Annotated in this window: 28 protein-coding genes; 14 read left to right on the top strand and 14 right to left on the bottom strand. The window is 61.2% G+C overall.

What is annotated here, in order from left to right:
• Positions 1-45: 45 nt before the first annotated feature.
• The 6 genes from KUA11_RS14040 to KUA11_RS14015 are packed head-to-tail and all read left to right on the top strand — an operon-like array spanning position 46 to position 6680.
• Complete coding sequence (locus tag KUA11_RS14040; RefSeq protein WP_217411359.1) at positions 46-1767, top strand: hypothetical protein; 1722 nt, start codon at positions 46-48, stop codon at positions 1765-1767.
• Entirely contained in the window at positions 1764-2750 is a 987-nt protein-coding gene (locus KUA11_RS14035; RefSeq protein WP_217411357.1) for a hypothetical protein, read from the top strand. Before KUA11_RS14040 ends, KUA11_RS14035 begins: the two co-directional genes overlap by 4 nt.
• Entirely contained in the window at positions 2747-3361 is a 615-nt protein-coding gene (locus tag KUA11_RS14030) for a hypothetical protein (protein WP_217411355.1), read from the top strand. Before KUA11_RS14035 ends, KUA11_RS14030 begins: the two co-directional genes overlap by 4 nt.
• Positions 3361-4506, top strand: coding sequence for a hypothetical protein (locus tag KUA11_RS14025; protein ID WP_217411353.1), 1146 nt, complete (start codon positions 3361-3363; stop codon positions 4504-4506). Before KUA11_RS14030 ends, KUA11_RS14025 begins: the two co-directional genes overlap by 1 nt.
• Positions 4503-6128 carry an NADH-quinone oxidoreductase subunit D-related protein gene (locus KUA11_RS14020; protein ID WP_217411351.1) on the top strand — a complete coding sequence of 542 codons (1626 nt, stop codon included), beginning with the start codon at positions 4503-4505 and terminating at the stop codon, positions 6126-6128. The genes KUA11_RS14025 and KUA11_RS14020 overlap by 4 nt, the downstream gene beginning before the upstream one ends.
• A 51-nt stretch (positions 6129-6179) precedes the next feature.
• Entirely contained in the window at positions 6180-6680 is a 501-nt protein-coding gene (locus KUA11_RS14015) for an NADH-quinone oxidoreductase subunit B family protein (RefSeq protein ID WP_217411349.1), read from the top strand.
• Between the two features lie 9 nt (positions 6681-6689).
• Here the strand turns inward: KUA11_RS14015 and KUA11_RS14010 are convergent, their stop codons facing one another.
• Entirely contained in the window at positions 6690-7565 is an 876-nt protein-coding gene (locus tag KUA11_RS14010; RefSeq protein ID WP_217411347.1) for a CDP-alcohol phosphatidyltransferase family protein, read from the bottom strand.
• A 32-nt stretch (positions 7566-7597) separates the two neighbouring features.
• Positions 7598-8293 (bottom strand): phosphatidylserine decarboxylase, encoded by a 696-nt coding sequence (locus KUA11_RS14005; protein WP_217411345.1) that lies wholly within the window; start codon positions 8291-8293, stop codon positions 7598-7600.
• A gap of 149 nt (positions 8294-8442) precedes the next feature.
• On the opposite strand from KUA11_RS14005, the gene KUA11_RS14000 reads away from it, so the two are divergent.
• Together KUA11_RS14000 and KUA11_RS13995 are read left to right on the top strand one after the other, a co-directional pair.
• On the top strand, positions 8443-9147 hold the full coding sequence (locus KUA11_RS14000) for a lysophospholipid acyltransferase family protein (protein WP_217411343.1): 705 nt from the start codon (positions 8443-8445) through the stop codon (positions 9145-9147).
• Between the two features lie 419 nt (positions 9148-9566).
• Positions 9567-10622 carry a DUF2125 domain-containing protein gene (locus KUA11_RS13995; protein WP_217411341.1) on the top strand — a complete coding sequence of 352 codons (1056 nt, stop codon included), beginning with the start codon at positions 9567-9569 and terminating at the stop codon, positions 10620-10622.
• A gap of 2 nt (positions 10623-10624) precedes the next feature.
• Here KUA11_RS13995 and gloB read toward each other — a convergent pair whose 3' ends face one another.
• Positions 10625-11353, bottom strand: a complete 729-nt coding sequence (gene gloB / locus KUA11_RS13990) for a hydroxyacylglutathione hydrolase (protein ID WP_217411339.1) — start codon at positions 11351-11353, stop codon at positions 10625-10627.
• Between the two features lie 44 nt (positions 11354-11397).
• Here gloB and KUA11_RS13985 point away from each other — a divergent pair, with 44 nt between their 5' ends.
• The 3 genes from KUA11_RS13985 to KUA11_RS13975 all read left to right on the top strand — a co-directional run bounded on the left by KUA11_RS13985 (position 11398) and on the right by KUA11_RS13975 (position 13515).
• Positions 11398-12117, top strand: coding sequence for a class I SAM-dependent methyltransferase (locus tag KUA11_RS13985; RefSeq protein ID WP_217411337.1), 720 nt, complete (start codon positions 11398-11400; stop codon positions 12115-12117).
• A gap of 6 nt (positions 12118-12123) precedes the next feature.
• The gene (locus tag KUA11_RS13980) at positions 12124-12654 is read left to right on the top strand and encodes a hypothetical protein (RefSeq protein WP_217411335.1); all 531 of its coding nucleotides are present in this window, start codon (positions 12124-12126) and stop codon (positions 12652-12654) included.
• A 78-nt stretch (positions 12655-12732) separates the two neighbouring features.
• Complete coding sequence (locus KUA11_RS13975; RefSeq protein ID WP_217411334.1) at positions 12733-13515, top strand: acetoin reductase; 783 nt, start codon at positions 12733-12735, stop codon at positions 13513-13515.
• Positions 13516-13521: 6 nt separating this feature from the next.
• On the opposite strand, the gene KUA11_RS13970 is transcribed toward KUA11_RS13975, so the two are convergent.
• From KUA11_RS13970 to KUA11_RS13960, 3 genes are read right to left on the bottom strand one after another with little or no spacing between them, the layout of a single operon-like run.
• Positions 13522-14073, bottom strand: coding sequence for a YdcF family protein (locus KUA11_RS13970; RefSeq protein WP_217411432.1), 552 nt, complete (start codon positions 14071-14073; stop codon positions 13522-13524).
• A gap of 38 nt (positions 14074-14111) precedes the next feature.
• Positions 14112-15062: a cell division protein FtsX gene (locus KUA11_RS13965; protein WP_217411332.1), complete on the bottom strand. Its 951-nt coding sequence runs from the start codon at positions 15060-15062 to the stop codon at positions 14112-14114.
• Entirely contained in the window at positions 15055-15729 is a 675-nt protein-coding gene (locus tag KUA11_RS13960; RefSeq protein ID WP_217411330.1) for a cell division ATP-binding protein FtsE, read from the bottom strand. Before KUA11_RS13960 ends, KUA11_RS13965 begins: the two co-directional genes overlap by 8 nt.
• Before the next feature lie 228 nt (positions 15730-15957).
• On the opposite strand from KUA11_RS13960, the gene KUA11_RS13955 reads away from it, so the two are divergent.
• Complete coding sequence (locus KUA11_RS13955) at positions 15958-17265, top strand: MJ0042-type zinc finger domain-containing protein (protein WP_217411328.1); 1308 nt, start codon at positions 15958-15960, stop codon at positions 17263-17265.
• 205 nt (positions 17266-17470) lie between these two features.
• On the opposite strand, the gene KUA11_RS13950 is transcribed toward KUA11_RS13955, so the two are convergent.
• The 5 genes from KUA11_RS13950 to rplM all read right to left on the bottom strand — a co-directional run bounded on the left by KUA11_RS13950 (position 17471) and on the right by rplM (position 20615).
• Entirely contained in the window at positions 17471-17881 is a 411-nt protein-coding gene (locus tag KUA11_RS13950) for a hypothetical protein (RefSeq protein ID WP_166313695.1), read from the bottom strand.
• 140 nt (positions 17882-18021) lie between these two features.
• Complete coding sequence (locus KUA11_RS13945) at positions 18022-18288, bottom strand: hypothetical protein (protein ID WP_166313697.1); 267 nt, start codon at positions 18286-18288, stop codon at positions 18022-18024.
• Positions 18289-18348: 60 nt separating this feature from the next.
• Complete coding sequence (locus tag KUA11_RS13940) at positions 18349-19551, bottom strand: BaiN/RdsA family NAD(P)/FAD-dependent oxidoreductase (RefSeq protein ID WP_217411326.1); 1203 nt, start codon at positions 19549-19551, stop codon at positions 18349-18351.
• A gap of 87 nt (positions 19552-19638) precedes the next feature.
• A complete protein-coding gene (gene rpsI / locus KUA11_RS13935) occupies positions 19639-20130 on the bottom strand; it encodes a 30S ribosomal protein S9 (protein WP_166313701.1) in 492 nt (163 codons plus the stop codon).
• 5 nt (positions 20131-20135) lie between these two features.
• Entirely contained in the window at positions 20136-20615 is a 480-nt protein-coding gene (rplM, locus tag KUA11_RS13930; RefSeq protein WP_217411324.1) for a 50S ribosomal protein L13, read from the bottom strand.
• Positions 20616-20882: 267 nt separating this feature from the next.
• On the opposite strand from rplM, the gene KUA11_RS13925 reads away from it, so the two are divergent.
• Both KUA11_RS13925 and KUA11_RS13920 read left to right on the top strand, forming a co-directional pair.
• On the top strand, positions 20883-22406 hold the full coding sequence (locus KUA11_RS13925; RefSeq protein WP_217411322.1) for a 3-demethylubiquinone-9 3-methyltransferase: 1524 nt from the start codon (positions 20883-20885) through the stop codon (positions 22404-22406).
• Positions 22407-22411: 5 nt separating this feature from the next.
• Entirely contained in the window at positions 22412-23290 is an 879-nt protein-coding gene (locus KUA11_RS13920; protein WP_217411321.1) for an SDR family oxidoreductase, read from the top strand.
• Positions 23291-23308: 18 nt separating this feature from the next.
• Here the strand turns inward: KUA11_RS13920 and KUA11_RS13915 are convergent, their stop codons facing one another.
• The 3 genes from KUA11_RS13915 to panB form a co-directional block, all read right to left on the bottom strand.
• Positions 23309-23632 (bottom strand): EF-hand domain-containing protein, encoded by a 324-nt coding sequence (locus tag KUA11_RS13915; RefSeq protein WP_166313709.1) that lies wholly within the window; start codon positions 23630-23632, stop codon positions 23309-23311.
• Positions 23633-23765: 133 nt separating this feature from the next.
• Entirely contained in the window at positions 23766-24602 is an 837-nt protein-coding gene (gene panC / locus KUA11_RS13910) for a pantoate--beta-alanine ligase (protein ID WP_217411320.1), read from the bottom strand.
• A 4-nt stretch (positions 24603-24606) separates the two neighbouring features.
• Positions 24607-25304 (bottom strand): 3-methyl-2-oxobutanoate hydroxymethyltransferase (panB, locus tag KUA11_RS13905; protein WP_217411319.1); only part of this gene is annotated, 698 nt, incomplete at its 5' end.

Here is a 25304-nt window from a genome sequence, read left to right as displayed (position 1 = left end):
ATCCTGATATTTGTCCTTCTTCTGCCGATCCTTGTCGCGTGCGGCTTGCCGCTGCTGCCCGGACGCTGGACGCGCCTGCCGCCTGATCGGCAGACACAGATTGCTCAGGGCGCGTGGTTGCTGGGCGCCTTGTTGGCGCTTGGACTTTTGCCGTGGAGCGGCAGTCCGGCTCGTTCTCAGTTGCCGGGGTTGGCGTTCAATACAGTTCAGGCGATTTTCTTTTTTGCTTTCGCCATGACCGGTCTGTGCGCGGAAAATCCAGCGGTGCCAGGGCGACGGATATCGCTGGCCTGCGGTGCAGCGTGTCTGGCAGCTTTGGCCGATCAGCCTTTCGTTCTGATGGGCAGTGGTTGCTGCGCGTTGCTGCTGACGCTTTCCGATCGGAGGGGCGGTGCGCGGGGTATGGCGCGGGCGTTCTTCTTTGCGGCGGCCTGTGGCGCGAGTGTGAGTGGGAAAGGCGATGGGTTGATGCTCATCGCCACATTGGCCTGCCTGCTTTCCGAAGCCCGCGCGGTACCGGAGTTTACTCTCGCACCATTGGTGGATGCAGGCTGCGGCCTGTTGCTGCTGATCCGCACGCAGGTGGTGACCGCGCCACTTGGTCAGTCCGGCGCCGCGTTCGTTCTGCTGGCGCTGGGCATTGGGCTGGCGGCCCTTCGGCTCTGGCGCGCCCTTGCAACGTCGGAGTTTGGGCAGGCTGTCACCGGATTGGCCATGCTTCCAGCGCTGATAGGGGCTATGATATTGGCGCTGTTCGGTCTGGCCCATGACAGTGGTTCGGCCCTGACAGCGCATGCGGCCCAAACCACTCTGATCCTTGACTTCATGGTGTTGTGGCCCGCAGCCGCCGCCTTTCTCGCGACCTCGGCGCTGGTGCGTGAGGCAACTGGTTCCGACCGTCTGGGCGAGATGGGAGGGATGATTGGTTTTGCGCCACGGCTGGCGGCCATGTTTGCCGCCACGCTCGCGGGCTTGCTGCTTCTGCCGCCCACGGGTGGTTTTGTCGTGCTGTGGATGCTGATCGAAAGTGCCCTCGGTCTTCTGCCTGATGGATTCACGGCGGCCCTTCCGTCGCTGGCTTTCCTGCTGGCGCTGGGTCTTGTGGTGGCGCTGGTGGCTTTCGTGGTGCTGCGACTGGGTATGCTGGTTCTGATGGGGGGAGCGAGATGTCCGCGTATGTCCGTCTGTCCCGACGCGTCATGGTTTGCGTTGATGCCTGTGGCTCTGGCCGCAGGCTGCGCTTTCTCTCTTTCTCTTGTGCCCGGTCTCGTTCGTTGGCTTGCGGCCGCATCGGTGGAAGGTAAGGAAAAACCCTCCATCTTCACAATGGGAGCGCCGGACGGATTGTCCTTCCTGCTTCCATCAGGCTTCATGGCGCTGCTTTTTGTCCTGATCGCGGCTGTGAGACTGGTGCAGGTACGTCATGAGACGCGGCTTGCTCACACGACAGCCGTTCGCCCATCACCGTTTGGTGGCCATGAGGAGGGGGCGGCATCGCCTTGGCTGGGGGGACTGGTTGTGCGCTCTCCTGTCTCGCCTTTTGGAGAGCCGCTTCTCTGGCCGGGGACAGACCTCGCTATCTCCGTTTTGCGAACGGTGTTTCGGCTTGAGCGCTTGCCAAAATGGCGGAAAATGGGGCGATGGATGCCTTTGTCCCGTCATCTGTGGCGAAGGATGCGCCGCATGTGGGGAGATGGCACACAGGCATCCGGGATCGTTCTGGCGCTGGTGGCTGTCGTGCTCTGTCTGGCGGCCTGGTGGTCATGACTCTCTTCTGGAGCGTTCTTCTGACCCTGCTTCAACTGCTGCTCGTGCTCTGTCTCGCGCCGCTTTGCGCGGGACTGCGGGCATCGTTCGGAGCGCGCTTGAGCGGTCAGCCCGCGCCGCCCATTCTGCGTCATGTTTTCATGCTAGGACGGTTCTGGTCGCAGCCGGTTTCCTTGTCTCAGAGTGGTTTGCCGCCCTTATCACGGGAAATGGTGGCCCGGATCGCAGCACCGGTCGCGCTGGGAGCAGCTCTCACGGCATCGCTGCTGCTTCCGGCCTTTACCGTCAATCTTGTGACCGCTCCGTGGTCGGACGTGGTGCTGGTCGGTCTTCTTCTGGCATTTGCACGACTTGCCACACGACTTCCTGCACTTGATCGTCCAGCGGCGGACACATTGTGGGCTTTTGGTCGCGTGGTGGGAGAGGTGATGCTTCTACCCGCGTTCCTGCTGCTGGTTGCGCTCCTGTTCAGTTCTGGAGCCACGACCGCTCTCGCTTCTGTTCTGGCTGAAGCCGCTGGAGGCAATCCGTTTGGAAAGGATGCGCCGCTCGTGCTTGCGGGCGGCGTGATCCTTATGTTCGCAGTCCGGAATCGCGAAGAGCGAGGGCTGGAAGGTTTGGGGGCGGACGCGGCTCTGCTGATGCTGGCAGAGGACGTGATGACTCTGGCGTGGATCACTTTGGCGACGGATCTGATATGGCCGGCAGGACTGCTGGCTTTTCATGAGGAAGTGCCGTCGTTTGGTGGCCTTGCGTTAGCGTTGCTGTGTTGGGTGGGAAGAGCTGCTGCCTTCTCGCTGCTTCTGGCTGCTGGCCGTGCGATTGTGATCGCCCCCGTTGCCGCGATGCGGCTGCGGGCTGCGGCGGCCCTTCTGCTGGCGCTTGTCGGTTTCCAACTCATGACGGCCACGCGTCTGGGAGTGGCCTCTGCTGTCCAGCCGGAGGCTTCTGTCCCGATGAATGAGCGCGGAAGCCCGCCATGACTCTCGCCCTTGCACTGTTGCCATTTGCGGCGCTTCTCACATTGATCGCGGGACTTTCCGCTGTGCCGTTCGTGGGTCTGCTGACGGCGCTCTCGATTGTTTTCGTACGTCAGGGAGGACTGTTTTCTTCGGCCTGGCCCGTAGTTTTTGCCGCTGTCGTGGCGCTTGCTGTCGCCATAGTCCCTGTCGTTTTGCTGGCAGGTTACGAAGACGATTCAACACCTTCCCGAAAGGCGGCCGCCTTGATTCTGGCGCTTCTCCTGCTCGTTGCTGCCAATCTTACAGTGCCTGTCGGGGATGTTTCGTTTGTTGCCGGTTCGCTGCCCGAATTCGTGAGGCCCGTCAGCGTTCCGGCTGTGACGGTGGCACTTGGCGTGACGTTTGCCGGGCTTGCCACAATGGCGCTTCGTTCCGGCATTCGCCGCCAGCTTGCCGGGGTGCTGATGGCCTGCGATGGCGTGCTGTTGAGTGCTGTGAATACTCCCGATCCCTCCATGGCGTGGCTGGTCGGTGCGTGTGTCCTTCTGGTGGCGGGAGCTGGAACCTGGCTTGCGCGGCGGTTGTCGCTTCTGCGGGAAAGACAGGCTCCGCGCCGGGGAAAGATGACCTGATGCTCATAGCCGCCAATATTCTTCTGTTTTGCAGTCTTGCATGGCCGTTTCTCGCGGGCACGGTCGTGGCGGCGCTGGTCGGACGCGCCGGGGAAGGCGGTGAGAGCGCGCAGCGTCAGTCCCAGCTTGCCCCCAATCTGTCGCTGGTTGGTCTTGCTCTGATGGCGTTCGATATTCCCTGTGCGTGGTGGTTGGAGACACATGGCTTCGCGACGCAACAGGGATGGATGACGGAATCCTCGCTTGCGGTGACGGGAGCGGTGGTGCTGCATGCCTCTCTGGTGTCGCGCTGCTTTGCGCCGCCCCGACGAGAGGACGCGGGAGCGCTCCTGTCACGCGACGCCGTGCCGTTCTGGACGACCGGCCTGCTTGTGCTGGCGTTGATGCTGTCTGCGCCCGTGGCCCGCGCGGCGATGTTGCTTTCGGCGCCTGTTCTGGCCGTCATTCTGCTGGACACCGGGGCGGGGCGTGCGCTTGTGGGATGGAACATGCTGCGCCGAAATGTGACGGGCACATTGTTGGCGTTGACCGGGCTGCTGCATCCCAATCCCACAGTTTCGGGACTGCTGACGGGATTTGGCATGATGCTGGTAAGCGGCCTCTGGCCTGCCTGCTTGCCTTCGCGTTCCAGCCCGATGCTTGAACGTGTGAACAGCGGAGAAGCTTTGCGTCTTGCCGCGGCCGCACTGATTACGGGTTCATTACTGACCGCAGCCCCTCAGTCGATGGAGGCGGCCCAAGCGTTTTCCATTTTGATGATTGTGGCGGGTTTTCTGACGGTCGCGACAGCGTCCCTTCGTCTGCGCGTGGTCTCTGGGGAGAAGGCTGCGAGCCTTACTCTCGTTAGCATAGGTCTGGCGGCCATTGCGGTGGGGATCGGCGAGGCTCTTCTGGTCGATCTGGTTCTGTTCGGACCGCTGCTGGCCGGACCATGGCGCGACATGAAGGGGCGGGGACAGTGGAAGGTGGCGGGCCTTCTGGGCCTGCCCGTGTTTGGCGCTACCTTGCTGATCGTGATGGTTCTCTCGGCCATATGGCCAACAGTCGGACTGGTGCTGGTGCTTGCCCTGACGCCAGCCTGGAAGCCGGTCCTGCGTTTCCTGCCGTCCTTTCACGCCCGTATAGGCTCGGAGACATCGGGATGAGTCTGCCTCCCATTCTGTTTGGCGGGATTCTGCCCGTGAGGGAGGACGAGCGGCCGTCAGTGCGACGCCTCATCCGTAGCGGGGGAAAAACATCCACGCCGTGGCGATTCGAGCTAGATGAGGATGGCTGGTACGAACTGGTAGAACGGCTGCGTGACGATCCCATAACCTTCATGGGGTTGTGGTGCGATGGCGTCCGCATCCATGCGCTGTTCAGTGAAAACATTCCGGGTGGGGACAGTAGATTGCGTCCCTTGATGGCCAGTCTTGTGCCCGACGGCCCGCGTTATCGTGGGTTGTCCTCCGTGCGGAGTGCAGCGTCATCGTTCGAGCGCATGATCCATGACCTATGGGGAGTAGAGGCCATGGAAGCCGTCGATGTCCGACCTCTGATCGATCATGGCGCATGGAGTGCCAACGCTCCTCTGTCCGCCCGGGCGGTCCCTTCACTAGGAGTGGTCGCCTCGTTCGTGTTCGAGACGCCCGACCCTGCTGTGACGGACAGGGGAATGATTCTGCCATATGGCCCGGCTACGGGTGGGATGGAGGGACCGGTTCATCACAGGTTGGGCGTCATAGGCGGTCGTATTCGCTCGGTGGAGACAGCGGGGGGATTTGCGCATCGCGGAGTGACGGCCCGGATGGTGGGCATGACGCCTGCTGCGGCTGTTGAACTGGCAGGTCGTATCAGTGCGACGGCCACCGTTGCGCATCAGTGGACGCTCTGCATGGCGGTGGAGCAGGCACTGGGTGTGATGGTGCCGCCGACCGCCCAGTGTATGCGGGCTGTGCTTGCGGAGATCGAGCGTATCCACACACATCTGACGTGGCTGGCGCGGACAGCACAGGCAGCGCGGGCCGATCTGGTGATGGGGCGTCTTTATCGAGCGCGTGAGACATTGGCGCGCTTATGTGCCAGCGTTCTGGGCAAACGGCTGTTGGTGGACACCATCATCCCCGGTGGAGTGTTGCTGTCGGCTCGGCCTGCGGAGGGGGCGGAACTTGGACTGTCGGCTGCGATGGTGCGTCTGGCAGACGAGATCGCGGCGTTCGAGGAGCGTGAGTTTCCCGAGATACGCGCTCTGTGGCTGGAATCCGCCGGTTTGATGGAGATGTTGAGCGGCGCGGGGTACGTATCGCGAGAAGAGGCGGCAACCCTCGCACTGGGAGGACCGGTGGGACGTGCGTGTGGACGCGGTCTGGATATGCGCGAGTCTTGCGATGCCTATGGTACGGTATCGCTGCGCACGCCGGTCCTGACGCAAGGAGACGCTCTGGCACGATCTTTGATCCGGTTTGACGACATTGCCGAAAGTCTACGTTTGCTTGCGGCATTCGCGCGTGAACTGGAAGACCACAAGAATGAGGGGCCCGGTGAAGTGTGCGCCCCGGTTCCAGCCGTCCTTGAAAGGGTGGAAGGATATGGCGCGGTAGAGGGGCCATCCGGTCCGGTCTGTCACTGTGTGGCGATGCAGGAGGGACGGATCGCGCAGGTTTTCGTGGCCGATCCGGCCGCGATTCTGAGCATGACGCTTGAAAAAGTGCTGTCAGGGGCACGTTGGGAAGAATTTGATGTGGTTAGATGCTCTTTCGGCGTTTCGGCTGCGGCGGCTGATCTGTAATATCACCACGAAGAGCCCAGTGCGCTCTCCGCGCCGTCGAGGAGGTTGCCCGTGTCCACCGTCCTGATTCGTGCTCTGTTCACATCGCTCGTGGCGCCTGCCGGGCCCGCGCTGCCACCGGTTATCTCACGCTCGCCGCTGGTGCTGTTCCATGTGGACAGTGGCGGCTGCGAAGCCTGTGGACTGGAAGTGGAGGCTCTCATTCACGGCAATTACGGTCTTGCCGAAGCCGGAGTGAGTTTTGCCGACACGCCTCGGACGGCCGATATGCTGCTGGTTACGGGCGCTTATTCTCGTATGATGATGCCGGTCGTTCAGGCTGCATGGGAGGCGATGCCGCAGCCCAAGGGGCTGCTGGCGGTCGGGGCATGTGCTCTCGATGGTGGCCCGTTTGGAAAAAACTACGCCATGCTGGGCGGGTTGGAATCGCACGCATCGGTCGATTGCGCCATCCCCGGCTGCCCACCCACGCCGCGCGCCGTTCTGGAGGGCATCGTCAGCCTGCTTTCGCCTGCATCCGTGGTCCGACCGGTTGCCGCTACCGAAGAGTGAAGTCTCGTCTTAGTGCTGCGGCAGGGAGGTGGGAGCGATGTCTTCCTCTTCTTCCTCGTCGCGCAGGGATTCGGCCGCGTGACGCAGACGGTGAAAGCTCATGCGGCTGAGAGGAAGTAGGGCGACATACACCACGCCCATGGCCGCCAGAACGCCCCACGGATCAGCCACCAGCGCGACGACATAAATGCCCGAGCCAAGCATCATCGGCAGGACGTAGCGGGCCGGGATCTTGAAATTCTTGAACGACCAGACGGGCAGGGTGGAGACCAGAAGAAACGCCGTGCTTGTGAGGGTGAGGGCCGGAAGCCAGGGCAGGCGCGTTAGTTCATAAAGCTGCGTGAAACCCAGCTTGTTGAACTCCAGCCCCAGAAACAGTGGGAACAGGGCCAGACCGGCGCCAGCCGGAGCGGGAACGCCGGTGAAGAAGTTGCTGGCGTATTTCGGACGATCTTCCGCGCCATCAAGATTGGCGTTGAAGCGGGCGAGCCGTAACGCCATACACACCGTAAAAAGGAGACATGGGAGAAAGGCGTAACGCCCCGCATCCTTGAGCGCCCAGAGATAGAGCACGAAAGAAGGCGCCACACCGAAGCAGACAAAATCCGACAGACTGTCGAACTCTGCGCCAAATCGCGTGGAGCCGCGCAGGAGGCGCGCGATGCGCCCATCCAGACCGTCGATCACTGCCGAGACGAGAAGCGCTATCGCAGCACTCTGGAAACGCCCATCCAGCGCGAAGCGCATGCCTGTAAGACCGCTGCACAGCCCAAGCATGGTCAGCAGATTGGGAATCAGGCGATTGAACGACGGGCCACGAACCCGCGTATGAGGCGCGCGGCGCCGCAGACGACCGCGTTTGCGGCGGGAGGTGGTCTCACTCATCGTGGGTGATTTCCGATCGTCCGCCGAAGGGATCAGGCGTCAAGCTGTGCCACGACGGTCTCGCCGCCCACCATGGTCTGGCCAACCGCAACCAGCGGCTCAACGCCCGGCGGCAGATACACATCCGTGCGTGAGCCAAAGCGAATGATGCCGAAACGCTCGCCGGCTTCCAGACGGTCGCCTTCCTTCACGGAACACACGATGCGGCGCGCCACCAGTCCGGCGATCTGCACGACGGCGACCATGCGCCCATCCGGCAGGGTGATGCTCAGCGCGTTGCGCTCGTTGTCCGTAGAAGCCTTGTCGAGACTGGCGTTGAGGAACTTGCCCTCGTGATAGGCAATGCGGGTCACGGTGCCTGCCACCGGCATGCGGTTGACATGCACATCGAGCACCGAGAGGAACGTCGCCACGCGCCAGACAGGTGTGTCGCCCATGCCAAGTTCGGCAGGAGGGGCAACCTTCTGGATGGAGACGATATGGCCGTCTGCGGGAGCGACAACCAGTCCCTCACGCGGCGGAGGCACGCGTTTGGGATCGCGAAAGAAATAGAGGCAGAAGCCAAAAAACGCGCCGCTGAGTGTGCCTGCGCGTTTGAGGACCGGACAGTTCAGCCGCCAGCCGAGATAGCGCACGGCGACCGTGGCCGCTCCCGATGCGAGCAGGAAAGGGCGTGCCTCACGGTGGGGGCGGGACAGGACGAGCCTGAGAGATCCGATCAGTGACATGGAACCGTTCCTGAACGCTTGGCCCTTGGGAATCAAGTCTCATCATGGAGACAGGCGGCCCACGACTTGCGTCTGCAGGGCTTTTCTGGTCTCCATCCGCTGCTTTTGTGCCCGAAAAGCGCCCCCCTGCTTCAACGGAAGGTCACGCCATGAGAGTGCTGCGCTCTGCTCTGTTCCGCGTCTGGATCGTCGCTATTTCGGTCCTGATGGGGTGGGCCGCGATTCCGCTGCGTCTCTTCGCGCCGCGTTTCGCAATGCCCTACGCCAAGCTCTGGGCGCGGCTGTATCTGGCGGGAGGACGGTATTTCTGTGGCATCCGGACACGGGTGACGGGACTGGACAAATTGCCCAAGGATCGCCCGTTCATCCTTGCATCTCAGCACCAGTCGGCTTTCGACACGCTGGTCTGGATGAACCTCGTGTCCAAGCCGACCTATGTGATGAAAGAAGAGTTGCAGCGTGTGCCGCTGGTGGGGCCGATGCTCAAATTGACGGGCATGATTCCGGTGGCGCGCACTGGTGGCAGCAAGGCGTTGCGCAGTCTGCTGGATGCTACGGAGCGGGCGGCTTCCGAAGGGCGGCAACTTATCATCTTCCCGGAAGGGACACGGCTTGCACCGGGCGAACGGGTGCCCCTCAAACCGGGCATTGTCGCGATGGCCCGCCATGCGAAACTTCCGGTTTATCCGGTGGCCACGAATTCCGGATTGTGCTGGCCGAACCGTGGTTTTCTCAAGAGGTCCGGCACGATTACGGTGCATGTGTGCGACCCTATCGAGGCTGGGGCACGAGGAGCCATGTTGAGGGCGATAGAGGATGCATGGCGGGCGGCTGAACCACAACTCGCGCAATAAAAACCTTTTATGACCCTCGAACGAGGGAGACGTTAACATTTGGCACAGGGGTGTGGATAACTCTGTGGGGCAAGAATCCGTCGTGGAACGATATGAAGGAAAAGAGGAAATATCCGCGGCGTTTCTTGCGTTTATGGAAGTCAAGATAAATTGTTACAGGATAGACAGGTTTTCTTGGGAATTGGCGGAAGACTGCGGTTCTTCTCGCTCGTTTGTATAAGAATCCGACTTTCTGACCTATTTGCTCCGATAGCCTGAAGACTGTGCGAAAAGAGTGGACTCATCTGGGGACAGGCTGTGGACAGATTGAGAAGGGTTGCGATGGATAGCGGTGGATTACCCATCAGATTCCATCATCGGTCCAGAGGGTTGGGCGCTTTAGGTGATGCGGCGCATGAGTTCGAAAGCCTCGGAACATCGTGACGGGCCGCTCCACTCGAATCGGTCTGATCGTGGCGCTGGTTATTCTTGTGGGAGGTGGTGGCGTCCTTGCGCGTCAGGCAGGCAACCGAGCGATCCTGCGGGGACTTGAAGCCTCTCGTCACGATCTGGCGCAGCATGGATGGTCAGTGTCGTGGCGTATTGTCCGGCCTCGCTGGGCCTTGTTTGTGGCGACGGTCGAGTTTGTGGACTTCCGGCTGTCCGCAACGGTGGGCGATTTCCGGGTGTTCTACGGCGCGGACGTCCTTGCTGTGCGTCGCCCGCATTTTTTTTCCCATGATGTCATGATGTTCCCGGGAAAGCGACAGGCTCTCGTGGTGAACCGCAGGGAAGAGACTGTGCTGGCGCTTCGTCTGGTGAGTGAACGAACACATCTTGTCGCTCAGCTATCCTCTGAAGGAGTTGTGCGGAACCTTGTGTTGACGATGCCGCAGGTCACGATGGATCTCGCGGCGCTTCCGGCGCTGGTCCCCACAGGCAGCCTGCCGGCCACGCTGGTTGCGGAGAGTGTAAGAGTCAGGCTCCATAATAGGCCTCAGGACAGAGGCGGACTGGCGGTCGATATCGGGCTGGAGGCGCTCCGGCTGCCCTTCTCATGGCCGGGACTGGGCGATACGTTGCACGGAGTGGAAGCAGCTTTCTCATTGCCGGTAACGACGGGAAGAGAGACTTTTCTCCTGCATCTCGCGCAGGGAAAACTGGGAGCGGCATCGGCTGCTCTGTCGGGACGGATGACCGGCTGGCCTGTTCCGACCGGTGATTTCGATCTCGTGCTGCGCGGCGTGGATGTCGCGACACAGAACATGGCGGCCAGCGGAGCGGTGTCTCCTGAAGTGGGCGAAGCGGCCGCCGTACTGGGACGCATCGCGCGTCACGATGCTTCTCCGGTTACAAACGGTGGAGACACGAAAGCAAAGTCAGGAAAAGAACCTCTTGTCGACCTGCCCCTGCGTTTGAGGGAAGGACGATGGTGGGTGGGAACACTGCCGCTCTCCGCCGTATTGGGACTGATTGCCCGCTCACGACAGCCATAGGCTCAGCTTGCGTGATCTTTGGCTTCCCGAAGACGTGCGAGGGTGGCCACATCTGGTGCACGCAGAAAGGGATTGCAATCACGCTCGCTGCCAAGAGTGGAGGGCAGTGTCGGTGCTCCCACAGCGCGAAGCCGTTCCACTTCCCGAGCGCGTTCGCCAAGAGCGATATTCTCGGGATCGACGGAAAGGGCGAATCGGGCGTTGGCGGCCGTGTATTCGTGACCGCAATAGACGCGGGTTCGATCGGGCAGGTGATCGAATGCCCGGAAACTCGCGAACATCTGCGCTGCCGTTCCTTCAAACAGACGACCGCACCCAAGGCTGAACAGCGTGTCTCCACAGAACAGGGATGGTGGATCGTCGAAATAATAGGCGATGTGCCCCAATGTATGGCCCGGTGTGTCGATCACGATGGCACAGCTTTCACCCAACATGATGCGGTCGCCGGGATTTACGGCATGATCGAGGGGAGGCAGCCGTGCCGCGTCGGTGGCATTGCCGATCACCTGCGCACTGTAGCGTTTCCGCAGGGAGATGGTGCCGCCTGTATGGTCGGCGTGATGATGGGTGAGCAGGATCAGATCGAGACGACCGCCATGCTCGTCGATGGCGGACTGAACCGGCGCGGCTTCCCCCGGATCGACCACGGCAGTCTTTCCCGTGGCCTCATCCCGGATGAGCCAGACGTAGTTGTCTGAAAGAGCCTCAATGGCATGAACGGTAATGGGCATGAAACGTGGCTCCTTCCTCAAGGCTTCATGGTAGTGTACGTTTCATGAGAGACGAAGTTCGGACGGTCGAAGCTTTTTACGATGCGCCGGTGGGGACGGACACGGGACGTCTGCTCGGTCGCCATCTTCTTGCGGCATGGCCAGAACTCGCGGGCCAGCGCCTGCTTGGCATGGGCCATGCCGCGCCCTTTCTTCCGCTCTGGGATGCCCGCACGTCGCTTGCCGTGTCGGCACGTCTGGGCCTGTCCGGTGCCGCCCTCGGATTGCACCAACGCTACGGGCGCGAATGTGTGGTGTCGGAAACCGCTCTGCCTTTTCCCGATCTGTCCTTCGATCGTGTTTTGATGATTCACGCACTGGAGACTTCGCATGCCGGTGGAGAACTCTTGCGGGCCGTCTGGAGAGTTTTGCGCGATGACGGCAAACTGTTGCTGGTCGTGCCCAACCGCCGCGGTGTTTGGGCCTTGAGCGACACGACCCCCTTTGGGCAGGGGCGCCCGTTCTCGCAGCGTCAGCTCTGGCGGCAACTCGCGCAGTGCATGTTCCATGTCGAACGGAGCGGCACCGCACTCTATCCGCCGCCGTTTCCATCGCTTCATCGTCGGAAGGTCGGTGATCTGCTTGAGCGGGCAGGGAGCGCGGTGTTGCCGGCCTGCGGGGGCGTGGTGATCGTGGAGGCTGTGAAGGATCTGTGGGGTGGCCTGCCGCTGACACGCGAGGGTGTTCGCACACAACCGGCACGACAGGTTGTCGGGGCCGGTTGATACACCATGGCGGAACTGTTGCGACAACGGGTCGAGGAACTCGCCGCCGCGCTGCGTGTAACCACCAGCGTCACGTGGACGTTGGAAAAATGGTGTGAGAAGCAGGGATTGGTCAAACCGCCGGCCAATATTCAGGCCTGTGTCGAGTCAGGTTCCCAACTGCCTGTGCCTGAAGCTTTTCAGGGTGCTTTCCCAGCGGGCGAACGCCTGCGGCATCGTCGAGTGGATCTGACCTGTCAGGGACTGTCTTTGTGCCATGCCGATAATTGGTATGCTCCCTCACGTCTGTCTCCAAAAATGAACGCGCGGCTGGAAAAGACCCGTGAACCATTTGGGCGTGTCGTAAGGCAGACGGGCATTCATCGCCGCACGCTGGACTGCCGTGTTCTCTGGACTGAGGAGGCGCCGCCGCCCTCTTCCGCCCATACGCCCGTCATCAGTGTGCTGGCGTTTGTGTGTCGCGAAGACGGTGTGGCGCTCAGCCTTGTGAGGGAGATCTGCACCGCAGCCTTGCTGGGTGTTGGCGATTCCTGCTGATCGCTGCTTCTCAAGCGGAACTCTCTCACGTCTCCAGACGTTGCGCCTCGGTTGTCGCTGATCGAAAAGGTGCAGCTTATGGCGGACATTTCTGGAAAAGTAGCCCTCGTCACGGGATCGGGGCAGGGGATCGGGCGGGGCATCGCCCTGAGACTGGCGCGTGATGGCGCGGATGTTGCTCTGGTGGACATCCGCGAAGACCGTCTGGCGGATGTCGCGGCGGAAATCGAGGCGCTGGGTCGCAAGGCCACCACCTTTGTGGCCGATATCGGGGACCGCGCGCAGGTCGCCGCAGCGATAGATCATGCCGAGAGCGCTCTGGGCGGTTTCGATGTGATGGTGAACAACGCTGGCATCGCGCAGATCAAGCCATTGGCGGATGTAACGCCGGAGGAAGTGGAGCGTATCTACCGCATCAATGTTCAGGGCACGCTGTGGGGCATCCAGCTTGCGGCGGCTCTGTTCCAGAAGCGCGGGCACAAGGGCAAGATCATCAATGCCTGCTCTATTGCCGGGCATGAAGGATACGCCATGCTGGGGGTCTATTCCTCGACCAAGTTCGCCGTGCGCGGGCTGACGCAGGCGGCGGCCAAGGAATATGCCAGCCACGGCATCACCGTGAACGCTTATTGTCCCGGTGTGGTCGGCACTGACATGTGGGTGGAGATCGATGCCGAGTTTGCCCGGTTAACGGGTGTAGCGAAGGGAGAGACCTATGACCGTTTCGTCAAAGGGATCGCGCTTGGGCGCGCCGAGACACCCGATGATGTTGCCGGTCTTGTCTCATGGCTGGCGGGGCCGGACTCGGACTATGTGACGGGGCAGTCGATCCTGATCGATGGCGGCCTTGTCTATCGCTGAGGTGTTTCAGCCTGCGTCTACGGTGTGACGAAACGCCCAGTTCGGTCCGATAAGGGCGAGCAGAAACTTGCCGTATTCCAGCGCAAGCAGGCGCAGCGTCGCACGGGTATAGGGGCGCTGCATCGCGGGCGGCTGGACGGGGAGCGCCTCCAGCCGGATCTCGGGTGCGGCGCGGTGGATCATCAGCATGGCGCGGCGCATGTGGTAGCCCGCCGTGACCACGATCAGGCTGTGCAATCCGTTATGGCGTGCCCATGCGGCGGTTTCCGCGCCGTTGCCCGCAGTGGAGGTGGCTTGCTGGCCCAATGTCACGCGGTCGAGCAGCGCTGATGGGATACCGGGTGCGATATCGCGTAACGTCGTGTGCGGATCGACGCCGGAAATCAGCAGTAGGTATCCGCGACCGTCCTTCAGGAGACGTAGCGCCATCTCCACCCGACCGTTGCCGCCTGTCAGGGCCACAATGCCATCTGCTTTCATAATGGGGCTGACGGCTTTCTGCGCATCCATCACGAACCAGACAAAGCCGCAAACCACTGCCGTCGAGAGCCCGACCATCAGCAGGCAGGCGGCTTTTCCCAGAGAGGCACCGCGTCTCACGGGAGACGCCGCAGCCAGATGCGAACAATGGTCTGGGCGGTGCCCCATCCCAGAAGGGTCATCATCAGGGGGATACAGCCCAGTCCGATCAGAAGGTCTGTGGAGGTTCCGCCGACTGTCAGGCTGTGGAGGGAATCCCGCAGGAGAGAGGGCCATGTTTCATGGCTCACCGCTGCACCGGAAAGGGGCGCCATCAGTCTGGAGACGACGGCGATGGGGGGGACAGCCAGAATCGTTCCTAAGGCGCCGCCGCCGAAAGCCAGCAGGGCGACCCGGCGGGCAAACCTCCCGGCCACGTAACCATCCGGGGCGCCAAGTCCATGCAGGATGATAAGGCTATCGCGTCGCGCACCCAGCCCGAGCCGGGTGGCCATGCCGATAACGGCGGCGGCAATGCCTCCGACCAGCGTGATGGCGAGTGCCGCGCAGACAAGCAGACTGCGGGCAATGGCATGGAGCTGTTCGCGCCAGTCGTCGTTGCGTTCGATCAGCGTGCCGGGGGCCTCGCTCTGCACGGTCGCCACGAATGTGTCCGGCAAAGTTGCGCCGGACGTGAGATCGACTTCGATCACGGCGGGAAGCGGCAGGGCGGACGTGCCGGTATTGCCGAGCCAGGGCGCCAGAAGCCGGTCGAGTTCCTGTGCGTTCAGCCTGTGCGCCCGTCGCAGGGATGGCAGTGTCTGCAACAGTGAGAGAACGGCATCGGCGCGCGATACGGCCGCGCTGTCTGACGGGACAATCGCCGGCTTTTCGGGATCGGGCACCTGCACGGTCATGAGATTGGCCGCGCCGCGCGCCCAGCGGGCGGACAGTTCGCGTGCGCCGAATGCACCGGCAAAGGTAAGGGCGGCCAACAGGCTCATGGCGGCCACCATGGCAATCAGGCTGCGGTCGGGCAGGGCATGGGCGAGAGCCAGACCGTCGCGCGCCTGTTTACGGCTACTCATCGCTGATGAGCTTTCCGTGTTCGAGATGCAGCGCGGGCGCTGGATAACGGCGCACCAGAGCATCGTTATGCGTGGCCACGATCACGGTCGTTCCCATGGCGGTCAGTTCTCGCAGCATGGTGAGCACGCGCACGGCCTGCGCCTCGTCCAGCGCATTTGTGGGTTCGTCAGCCAGAATGATGGCCGGTCGGGAAACCACGGCCCGGGCGATGGCCGTGCGCTGCTGCTCGCCGCCCGAGAGTTCGGCCGGACGGGAAGACTGGCGCGCGCCCAGTCCCATCCATGTCAGCAAGGTGCTGACTTCCTGTGCGACTTCATCTTCATCGCGTTTCTGAAGGCGCAGCGGGAGTGCCACGTTGTCGGCGATGGAGAGGGTGGGCATTAGGCGATAGTCCTGATGCACCATGCTGATCCGTTGGCGCAGGCGCGCGAGAGCGGAGCGTTTCACATGCGGCGTGATGGATGTGCCGAGCAGTTCGCATGTGCCCGATCGTGGAAGCGCTTCAAGATGCAGAAGGCGGAGTAGGGAGGACTTGCCGGCGCCCGATGGACCGAGGAGCCACCGGAAACTGCCCTGCGGCACGGCAAAGCTGATATTGGCGAGGGTTTCGCGCTCTCGTCCCGCCGATGGTCCGTGCTGCCATGTCACTTTTTCCAGCCGTATCATGCGGGCGGCCGAAAAGTTGTGCGCGGAAGGAAGGAGCGGGATGCTGTCACGGCTGCCCTCATAACGTGAGCGGATGAGTGATGTCGATCATCATGTAACGGTTCCGCCCCTTTCGCGTCCTTGTGATCGCGTTTAGAAAATGGGAAGAAATTTCGGTACATATCCACCGGGCAAGGGACCGGACATGCGCCGGGTGGAGAGCTCGCAAGAGCACCAGAGAGGAAACCGATGCTGATTGTCTGCCCGTCCTGCGGCATTAAATACAATGTTCCTACCTCGTATCTGACAAAAGACAGAACATTGAAATGCGCCAGTTGCGGGACGAGCTGGCTCGTGCCCGCCCTGCGCGATGAGGCAAAGACCAGCCCCGAATCGGCTTCTGCGGAGTCGGTGCCTGCGGGGCCGTCGGCTGTTCCTGTGGCTTCGGAAAACAGCGCGGCACCTGCCCCGGAAAAAGAGGCTGCGCCTCCTGTGGAGGAGGCGGCGGAAAGCCCCGTTTCCTCTCCTGATGACGGCAAGGCGTCTGACAGCAAGGATGAGGTGGCTGAGCCGGTTTTCGGTGTTTCTTCGCATCAGGACGGACCTCAGGAAGAAAAGACGGAGCCATCGCTGCCGCCAATTCTACGAACCGTGGCGCCCAAGCCAGCGCCTGCTCCAGAACCGGAAGAAGAAGAGGACGACCGTCCGTTCAGTTTTCTGGATCAGGCCATTGCCCGTCATGCGGCGCAGAGTGACGCCGTGGAAGAGGAGCATAGCGTTTCCTCCCACCATGCACCCGCGCAGACAGTCGCAAGCGGGCATTCCCCGATGTGGGAAGAAACAGCGCTCGATACGCATGCTCTGCACTCCGATGAGAACGGAACGCACGGTGCCTTTCAGGACACTCTGGCGGCCGAGACAGAGCGGTTGGGGCATCTTGAAGAGGTGGAACACCATGCGGTCCTTGGAGCGGAAGATGAACATTCGTCCCATGTAGAGGCGGCGGCTCCCTTTGAACGAGACAGTCATCAGCCGGACGAGATTGACGATGTTGTCGCGCGTCTGCGTTCTGCGCGTGGACAGGGCGCAGGTGCGGCGGAAGCGGAAAAACCGACTTCCGTTCAGGCAGAGCCAACTCCGGCTATGGCTGAAAGCGCATCCTGGGTTCCAGCATGGGATCGTGTGGAACGGGCGGAAGCTGACGAGGAAATGGCGTCAGTCGCAAAGCCAGAGGACGAACATGCGCCCATCTGGGATGTGGGAGAGGACCACGGCGAACAGGTCGCTGTGCAACCTGCTTCCGCAGATGAGCAGGCTGAACCGGTTCGGCATGTCGAACCGGCAGTGGATATGGCAGAGCGGCTGCGTAAGGATGTCTTGCAGCGCACGGCGACAACAGAGGCTACAAAGTCGGAACGGGGTTCGTTTCTGGAAAGTCAGGCTTTCTGGAAGAAGGCATGGATTGCGAGTGGCGCGACGGCCGTTCTCGCTGTTGCCGCTGCTGTTCATTGGTTCGATGCGCTGAGCCATGTTTGGCCAGCGTTACGTCTGCTCTGACGGGCTGAAAGAAAGCCCGTTTCAGTCATTCTTTGAGTGGCTGTTTCAAAAGCCTTCTTAGGTCGATTTGAGAGGGCATTTTGTGCCTGAATACGTTGGCTTTTCGTCCCGATATTTCCGTAACGGTCCTACAAAACCGCCTTATCAAAGAAAACCTGTACCATTTTGCTACTGCAGATTGCTGAAACAGATTCTCAAGCGGTGATTACATGGAGCGGGCGGCGATAGCTGAGAGCGTTGCGCCAAGTGCGGCCAGAGCCATCAGCAGAATGCCATCGGTAATGAGGCCATCAGGTGTTAGCTGATGCGTACCGAACATGATCTGATCGGGAATGGCATCCGAGACATGTGACATGACGTCATGCGCCTGCGCATCCACTTTTCCGGCGCTTGAAGACACTGCATTCATGACATGGGGAAGCGCCTTCCACCCGATGCCGGCAATGAGCAGGAGTGGTGCCAGAAGTTCAGCGATCTGCTGAGCAAGGTAAAACAAAAAATACAGAACGGACCAGATGCCGATCCGAGCGAGAGACGATGCTGCGCTGCCTGTGCCGCGTCTGCTCCGTGCAAGGGGCGCTCGGGCTGGACGGCTGCTATCGTCGCTGAAGTTCATGCGGGTCGTCTCTCTTTCTTCATGCCGCATCCGGTCTATCCGATGACATGATCATCGGAGCCGTATCGCGTGTCCCATGCCGGAGGTAGCGCCGAAGGAGTCGAAAGGCAAATTCGGCATGGGAAGCCTCAGGAGGGACTTTACTTGACGTAAACCTGTCCATAGGACGCGGCCCCAAGGCCGGGACAGCTGCACGGCGCACCAACGGGCGAGGCCAGCGGCAACTGGCAGGTGTAGAGACCGGCTTTACAGGTGCCTCCTAGTGGCGTGCCCGGCGGATAGGAACCCGGAGCAATTGGCGTTCCGGCCTGTCCCGTACAGGCAGCCATGCCAAGAGTGGCGAGTACGGCAAAAATCTTGGCCGTGCGACGCCTTGCGGTCGGAGCCGCCTTGAAAGTGGTGGTCATCTGGCGATCAACCTCGTGGCTGTAATCGGTTGTTTTGCGGTGCCATAACGCCTCGAGCGGCTACGAGATGCAAGTCCGTTCCGCAATGGCGACACCCGCCGCGTGTCCACTTGCCCATGCCCAATGGAAATTATAGCCGCCAAGCCAGCCTGTGACGTCGACAGCCTCACCCACCGCATACAGGCCGGGAACGGTGCTGGCCTCCATTGTGCGGGAAGAAAGTGCGCGCGTGTCGATCCCACCAACTGTGACTTCCGCTTTGGCGTAACCCTCGGTGCGTGCGGGTTTGAATGACCAGTTCTGGAGAGCCTGTGCTGCGGGACGCAGTATTCTATCGGGCCATTCCGCCGCCGATTTCGGTCCGAGAAGGCGTGGTCCCATGGTTTCGGCTAGTCTGCGTGGCATCCATTCTCCCAGAATACTCGTGGTGCGCGCGCGAGGACGAGCGGAGCGCGCGTCTTTCAAGAGAGCGAGGGCATCCCTGCCGGGCAGGAGGTCTATGTCGAGAGGCAGCCCTTCCTTCCAGAAAGACGAAATCTGGAGGATGGCTGGTCCTGACAGGCCGCGATGTGTGAACAGCATCGCTTCATCGAAGCCGATCTTGCCGCATCGGGCACGAACGGGGAGGGAAACCCCAGCAAGCGATTGCATCCATTCCAGATCGTCCGCACTCGCTTGTAATGGGACAAGACCGGGTTCCGGACGCACGACGGGAATGGCGAATTGGCGTGCTAGGTCATGTGCCAGCCCTGTTGCGCCAAGTTTGGGGATGGACAGCCCTCCACAAGCCAGCACGAGCGTTTCGGATGCAAAGGTCGTTGCGTCAGTGCGAACTTCGTAACCATCGGCGTGCCGCACGTCACGAATGGTTTCGGACAGGCGGATCGTGACGTGACCGGCTCGACACTCCTCCAGCAGCATGGCCAGAATTTCGCGAGCGGAACCGTCGCAGAACAGTTGTCCCAGCGTTTTTTCATGCCACGCAATACGATGGCGCTCCACGAGAGCGAGGAAATCGCGCGCAGTATAACGGGCGAGGGCAGAGCGGGCGAAATGTCGGTTGGTGGACAGAAAACGGTCAGCCGCGACGTGCAGATTGGTGAAGTTGCATCGTCCCCCACCTGAAATGAGGATTTTCCGTCCCGGTTCGTTGTTGTGGTCCAGAACGAGAACCCGCGCGCCATGCTGGCCGGCAGTAAATGCCGTCATCAGGCCGGCAGCACCGGCGCCTATGATGATGGCATCGAATTTTTCCTGTTTCATGGCAATCCGTTCTCCCATGAAAAAAGCCGCCAGCCCGAAGGCTGACGGCTTTTGCACCCGTCCCACAAAGGGAAGAGTTGTCCCGGTTCAGCGCTTGCTGAACTGGAACGAACGACGGGCCTTGGCCTTGCCGTATTTCTTACGCTCAACCTGACGGGAGTCGCGCGTGAGGAAACCGGCAGCCTTGAGAATGCTGCGCAGTCCCGGCTCGTAGTGCGTCAGTGCACGGCTGATGCCGTGACGGACCGCGCCGGCCTGACCGGACAGACCACCGCCCGTCACCGTGCAGATGACATCGAACTGGTTGTAGCGGTCGCTCACGAGGAAAGGCTGTGTGAGCAGCATGCGCAGGACCGGGCGGGCGAAGTAGGTGCCCACCGGACGGCCGTTCACCGTGATGTCACCCTTGCCGGGCTTGATCCACACGCGGGCCACGGCGTCCTTACGACGACCGGTCGCATAGGAGCGGCCCTGTGCGTCGCGCTTTACTTCATAGACGGGAGCCTCAGACGCGACGACCTGGGGTGCGACGTCCTTGAGGTCGGCGAGGGTGCCGGTACGTTCGATCGTTTCAGACATGGAAATCAGACCTCACCCTTGGCAGCAGCGGTATTCTTGCGGTTCAGAGCCGCGACATCGAGCGTCACCGGCTTCTGGCCGTCATGCGGATGCTCGCTGCCGGCATAGACGTGCAGATTGCGCATCTGCTGACGCTGGAGCGGGCCGCGCGTGATCATGCGCTCGACGGCCTTCTCCACGACCTGACCGGGATTCTTGCCCGTCAGACGCTGCGTGATGGTGCGCGTCTTGATGCCGCCGGGATAACCGGTGTGATAGTGGAAGAGCTTCTGTCCGACCTTGTTGCCGGTCAGCTTGATCTTCTCGGCGTTGATGATGACGACATGGTCGCCGCAATCAACGTGCGGGGTGAACTGTGGCTTGTGCTTGCCGCGCAGGCGGTTCGCAACGATGGTGGCGAGACGTCCCAGAACGAGGCCTTCGGCGTCGATCAGGATCCAGTTCTTCGTCACCTCCGCAGGTTTGAGCGAGAGGGTGGTCTTCATGTGTCGTGTGTCCGTTCGAAAATCTTGAGCGGTTCGCGTGGCGCCTTATGCGCAGGCGAAAAGGGCGCGTCAAGCACAATCATGCGTCATAAAAGGACGGGAATATGATTTTTCCCATGTTTTCCGTGACTTTTAGGTGTAGGTAACATAATACCGTGCTGTTGTAGCACTCTACCGAAAGGCATTGAGCTTTTCCTGATGTCCTGCTCCCCACATCCTGTTAGGTGTGGCACCACATGGCAGACCTGAGAGAGCCGAACGCACCCCATGACTCGTCCATCGCCGCGCACGATCGCCATTGCTACAGCTCTTGCCATGGCGACAGCCTTGGGCACGGGAGGGTGGATCTGGTTCCACCGTCAGGCCAATCATGAATTGGTGGAAGCGCTCGAGGACGCACGCGCACACCTTCCGTCCGATGTCACGCTGACATGGGGCAAGGCCACGGCCCAGCCCGCGAGCCACGGCGCGCGTCTGACGGATGTTGTTCTTCAGGAAGGCGATCTGACCATTTCTGCTGCCGCGCTGGAAATTGTGGGCGCGACACTGGGACCGGACAGAGGAACCGGCGTTTCACCCTCGGCGGCCAACAGTCCTCTGCATTGCGATCATGTGGTGGCCTATACCCTGCGTGTAGGCAGTCCTCACGGACAGTTCGAAGCCCACCGGATGTCTCTCGACGGCCTGACGCTTCCCGCGCCTTCGGACGATCAGCTTGCGGGGTTGGTGCTCGATCATGGGGAACTACACGATGCGAGTCTTGGAGTGCCTGTGCGGCGGGTGACCATGGCTGCGAAGAAACTGGATCTTGACCAGTATGGTGGTGGTCGTTTCGCCCGTGTGAGCGGACATGGACTTACGGCCCGAAGCGAAGCGCCTGTGACACGGGAGTTGGCCGTCTCCGAAGCTTTTCTCGACGGCGTCGATCTGGCGTCGGTTTTCGCGGATGAACTGGCCGGTCGTGTGTCGGCTCCGCGCGATGGCACACGGTCCTTCAGAATGGCAGGGGTGCTGCTCAAGGGGCAGACGGTGGCTACGGACCCTGCGTTACAGCCGCTGATGGCTGTGGGGAAAGGACATGCCTACCAGTCCATCTCGAACCAGAAGGCGCGGATGACGATCAGTCTCGATCATGTGCGTTTGTGGCCGGTTCTCTCTTTTCTCCAACCTTTCACGCATGACCGGGTGGATGGCGCGATCGTTGCGAACGCCATCATCGACTACGAACAGGTCGTCACGCATGTCACCCAGCTCGATGTGCATGTGCATGACTGGGGACGGCTGGATCTTGTGGGCGATTTCACTTCAGGTGCGCGGAACCCTAGTTGGTTTCCGCCACTTGAGCAGTTCACTCATCTGGATATCTCGTGGCGTGATGCCGGTCTCGTGCCGCGCTTGTTGAGTAACGCGGCGGTCAAGCAGGGCATGGACCCCGATGCGTATGTCGCTTTGCTGAGCCGATCTCTGGCACCCGCAGGTGCGTCAGCGAATGGTGCGGGCGTGCAGCTTGCCCATTATCTGAACGACCCTTCCGCTGGTCCGCTGAGCGCCACACTGGCGCCTTCCACGGCATTGCCTGTGAGTTCGCTGCTCGAACTAAAAGTCCTTCCGTTTCATCCGGAAATCGCCGGAAAATTTGGCCTGTCGCTTCAGGCACCCGTCGGGGCGAACAGCCGTCCGCTCCCGGATACGGAACCCGACGATCCGAACATGACGACGGACGAGCCGGTCGATCCGGAAGTGTTTGCCCCCGCTGATCCACCAGCCTCACCTGCTGGAACGGAGCACTGAAACAGGTGTTGGACGTTGTTCACGTCATCGGCGCCAGTGGGCGTTCGGGGGCGGCGCTTTGCCGCGCCCTAACGACACGCGGCACGCGTGTTGTGCCGATCATTCGCAATGGCGCGCGATATGCCGCGGCTTTTCCCGATGCATCGGTTGGATCCGGGTTTGAAGCTCCCCGGATTGCCGATCTGACCGGTCCTGTCTCGGCTCTTATATCGGTATTGGCGGACGCCACTGTCATTGTTTGTACGGCCCATGCCCGCAACATCCCGGCCTTGGTGGCGGCTGCTCCCAAGGCTGCGCGTCTCATCTGTCTTGGGAGCACGCGCAAATTCACACGCTGGCCGGACGCTCACGGCAACGGTGTGCTGAAAGGAGAGCGCGCTCTTTTCGCATCGGGGCGCGACAGCGTCATTCTTCATCCCACCATGATTTATGGAGCGCAGGGCGAGGACAACGTGCAGCGACTGGCGGCTCTCCTGAGTCGCCTGCCTGTCGTCCCGCTGCCTGCGGGTGGCCGGGCGCTCGTTCAGCCTATCCACCAAGACGATGTGACGGCCAGTCTTCTGGCGGCTATCGACCGGCAATGGGTAGGACCGCACGCAGTGGTCATCGCGGGGCCGGTGGCCGTGGCGTATCGCGATTTTGTAGCGCTGGTGGCGCGTGCCGCAGGTATTCCGTCCCGGTTCGTGCTGGCTCTTCCCGGTAGTGTGCTCATGGCAGCAGCGGTCGCAACAGCGTGGTTGCCGAAATGCCCCTCCGTTGGACCGGATGAGATACGACGATTACTGGAGGACAAAAATTTCGACATCTGGCCGATGATCGATCAGCTGAGCGTCGTACCCCGATCATTGGAAACAGGGCTGGGCCAGTTGTTCCTCGGAAGATGAGTCCCGCCTCTCGCCGGGTTACTCATCCTTCCATTCGCTGAAGACCAGATAGCCTTTGTGGCCTGTATCCATCTTGTCGAAGTTGGAGCGCAGAATGCTTTGCTGCTGACCGGGAAACATGGTGCGAAATCCAGCGGCCCGCCAACTGTTTTCCTTTTCGAGAATGGCCGTGACGCCCACACGAAACTCATCCCATGAGATATGTCCGTCGTGGTTCGCGTCTACTTTCTCGAAGGTGCTCTGGCGTTCCGCCAGTTCTTCAGAGCTGCCGGGTTTCGGCGCTGCGGAGCAGCCGCTCAACAAACTGCCGACCACCGCAGATGCGAGAAACGACCGGGACATGATCCGGAGTCCGCATGGAAACAAGGCTTTTTCCCTTCTTCGATGACTGTCGTAAACGCATGGTCGCATTTCCGGCTTCCATCCCCCAAGGCATGGCAGGTTTCATTTTCCTGCAAGGGTGTTGGGGACAGACTCAGAACTGGATGACACAGTTGTCCAGCAGCCTTGTGGTGCCCACCCGTACGGCAAGGGAGACGACAGCTCCATCAATGAGGTGATCGAGTTCCTGCATCGTCAAAGGGTCGGCAATACTGACATAGTCAACGACAAGAGCCGGCTCGCGGGCAAGTGTGTCGCGGATTATGGCCCGCAGGCGAGCTGGGTCACGCTCTCCCGCGGCGATCTTGGTGGAGGCGGCGCTGAGGGCGGTCGATAGCATGACAGCGCGCGAGCGTTCCGTCTCGTTCAGATAAGCATTGCGGCTGGAAAGGGCGAGGCCGTCTGCACTGCGGACGATATCTCCGATCACGATCTGCACCGGGATATCCAGATCGCGCACCATGTGCCGAATCACGGCGCATTGCTGGGCGTCTTTTTGCCCGAAATATGCATGGGTCGGCTGCACGATGTTGAAGAGTTTAGTCACGACCGTCGCCACACCGGCAAAATGACCGGGACGCAACGCGCCCTCCAGTGGTTGCGCCACCGGCCCAACATCGATGCTCGTGGCAAAACCGGGCGGATACATTTCTTGTGGCGTTGGGGTGAAGACGAACGCGACGCCTTCTTTTTGAAGCAGATCCAGATCGCGCTCCAACGCACGAGGATAACGGTCCAGATCCTCATCAGCTGCAAACTGCGTGGGATTGACGAAAATGCTTACAGCAACCGTGTGGCATTCCGCGCGCGCCCGGCGAACGAGACTTAGGTGACCTTCGTGCAGAAAGCCCATGGTGGGCACGAGGCCCAGTTTTTCCGTGAAGGAACGACGCCCAGCGCGCAATGCGGCAATGGAGGAATATACCTGCATGGCGTCAGCCCTTCTTGGGAGGAAGGACGTTCAGGGCTGCGGTCAGTTCGTCCTCGTCCATTTTCGCGCTTTGTTTGTCTGTGGGAAAGGTACCGCTTTGGACCTCATCCACATAGGTGCGGATGGCGTTTTCCATCGCAGCGCCGATTTCCGCAAACCGTTTGGCGTGACGGGGAGAGCGGCCTTCAAACAGTCCAAGGACATCGTGCCAGACCTGCACCTGCCCATCGCATTCAGCACCCGCACCAATGCCGATCACGGGAATGTCGAGCCGTTCGGACACCGCTTTTGCCAGTGATGCTGGGACGACTTCCAGCACGAGTGCGAATGCACCGGCTTCCTGTAGGGCGAGCGCATCTTCCAGAAGTTTGCGAGCCTCTGCTGCCCGACGTCCCTGCACACGCAGACCAATCTGATGTTGGGACTGCGGCGTCAGACCGAGATGTCCCATGACGGGAACACCGAATTCGACAAGACGACGTATCTGTGGGACGGCGCAGGCGCCACCTTCCAGTTTTACCGCCTGCACACCACTTTCCTGCATGAGACGCCGGGCTGATTGCACGGCATCCTCAATCGTTGCGTAGCTCAGAAATGGCAGATCCGCGATGACCAGAGCCTGTCGGCTTGCCCGCATGACGGCGCTGGCGTGATGGATCATATCATCGAGCGTGACAGGTAGCGTCGTGTCGTGGCCGAGCA

Origin of the sequence: Acetobacter estunensis (assembly GCF_019083805.1) — a bacterium.
GTDB classification, from domain to species: domain Bacteria; phylum Pseudomonadota; class Alphaproteobacteria; order Acetobacterales; family Acetobacteraceae; genus Acetobacter; species Acetobacter estunensis_A.
The sequence above is the reverse complement of the archived record's forward strand: the minus strand, read 5'-3'. Positions and strand labels throughout refer to the sequence as shown.

Excerpts from the sequence above, each read along its gene's own strand:
- KUA11_RS14025 (WP_217411353.1), top strand. The coding sequence starts at position 3,361 with ATGCTCATAGCCGCCAATATTCTTCTGTTTTGCAGTCTTGCATGGCCG.
- rpsI (WP_166313701.1), bottom strand. The coding sequence starts at position 20,130 with ATGTCTGAAACGATCGAACGTACCGGCACCCTCGCCGACCTCAAGGAC.
- KUA11_RS13970 (WP_217411432.1), bottom strand. The coding sequence starts at position 14,073 with ATGGTCGGGCTCTCGACGGCAGTGGTTTGCGGCTTTGTCTGGTTCGTG.
- KUA11_RS13960 (WP_217411330.1), bottom strand. The coding sequence starts at position 15,729 with ATGATACGGCTGGAAAAAGTGACATGGCAGCACGGACCATCGGCGGGA.
- KUA11_RS14010 (WP_217411347.1), bottom strand. The coding sequence starts at position 7,565 with ATGAGTGAGACCACCTCCCGCCGCAAACGCGGTCGTCTGCGGCGCCGC.
- KUA11_RS13915 (WP_166313709.1), bottom strand. The coding sequence starts at position 23,632 with ATGTCCCGGTCGTTTCTCGCATCTGCGGTGGTCGGCAGTTTGTTGAGC.
- KUA11_RS13945 (WP_166313697.1), bottom strand. The coding sequence starts at position 18,288 with ATGACCACCACTTTCAAGGCGGCTCCGACCGCAAGGCGTCGCACGGCC.
- KUA11_RS13975 (WP_217411334.1), top strand. The coding sequence starts at position 12,733 with ATGGCGGACATTTCTGGAAAAGTAGCCCTCGTCACGGGATCGGGGCAG.
- KUA11_RS13940 (WP_217411326.1), bottom strand. The coding sequence starts at position 19,551 with ATGAAACAGGAAAAATTCGATGCCATCATCATAGGCGCCGGTGCTGCC.
- rplM (WP_217411324.1), bottom strand. The coding sequence starts at position 20,615 with ATGAAGACCACCCTCTCGCTCAAACCTGCGGAGGTGACGAAGAACTGG.
- KUA11_RS14000 (WP_217411343.1), top strand. The coding sequence starts at position 8,443 with ATGAGAGTGCTGCGCTCTGCTCTGTTCCGCGTCTGGATCGTCGCTATT.
- KUA11_RS13985 (WP_217411337.1), top strand. The coding sequence starts at position 11,398 with ATGAGAGACGAAGTTCGGACGGTCGAAGCTTTTTACGATGCGCCGGTG.
- panC (WP_217411320.1), bottom strand. The coding sequence starts at position 24,602 with ATGCAGGTATATTCCTCCATTGCCGCATTGCGCGCTGGGCGTCGTTCC.
- KUA11_RS13955 (WP_217411328.1), top strand. The coding sequence starts at position 15,958 with ATGCTGATTGTCTGCCCGTCCTGCGGCATTAAATACAATGTTCCTACC.
- KUA11_RS13950 (WP_166313695.1), bottom strand. The coding sequence starts at position 17,881 with ATGAACTTCAGCGACGATAGCAGCCGTCCAGCCCGAGCGCCCCTTGCA.
- KUA11_RS14035 (WP_217411357.1), top strand. The coding sequence starts at position 1,764 with ATGACTCTCTTCTGGAGCGTTCTTCTGACCCTGCTTCAACTGCTGCTC.
- KUA11_RS13980 (WP_217411335.1), top strand. The coding sequence starts at position 12,124 with ATGGCGGAACTGTTGCGACAACGGGTCGAGGAACTCGCCGCCGCGCTG.
- KUA11_RS14020 (WP_217411351.1), top strand. The coding sequence starts at position 4,503 with ATGAGTCTGCCTCCCATTCTGTTTGGCGGGATTCTGCCCGTGAGGGAG.
- KUA11_RS13965 (WP_217411332.1), bottom strand. The coding sequence starts at position 15,062 with ATGAGTAGCCGTAAACAGGCGCGCGACGGTCTGGCTCTCGCCCATGCC.
- KUA11_RS14005 (WP_217411345.1), bottom strand. The coding sequence starts at position 8,293 with ATGTCACTGATCGGATCTCTCAGGCTCGTCCTGTCCCGCCCCCACCGT.
- KUA11_RS13925 (WP_217411322.1), top strand. The coding sequence starts at position 20,883 with ATGACTCGTCCATCGCCGCGCACGATCGCCATTGCTACAGCTCTTGCC.
- KUA11_RS14030 (WP_217411355.1), top strand. The coding sequence starts at position 2,747 with ATGACTCTCGCCCTTGCACTGTTGCCATTTGCGGCGCTTCTCACATTG.
- gloB (WP_217411339.1), bottom strand. The coding sequence starts at position 11,353 with ATGCCCATTACCGTTCATGCCATTGAGGCTCTTTCAGACAACTACGTC.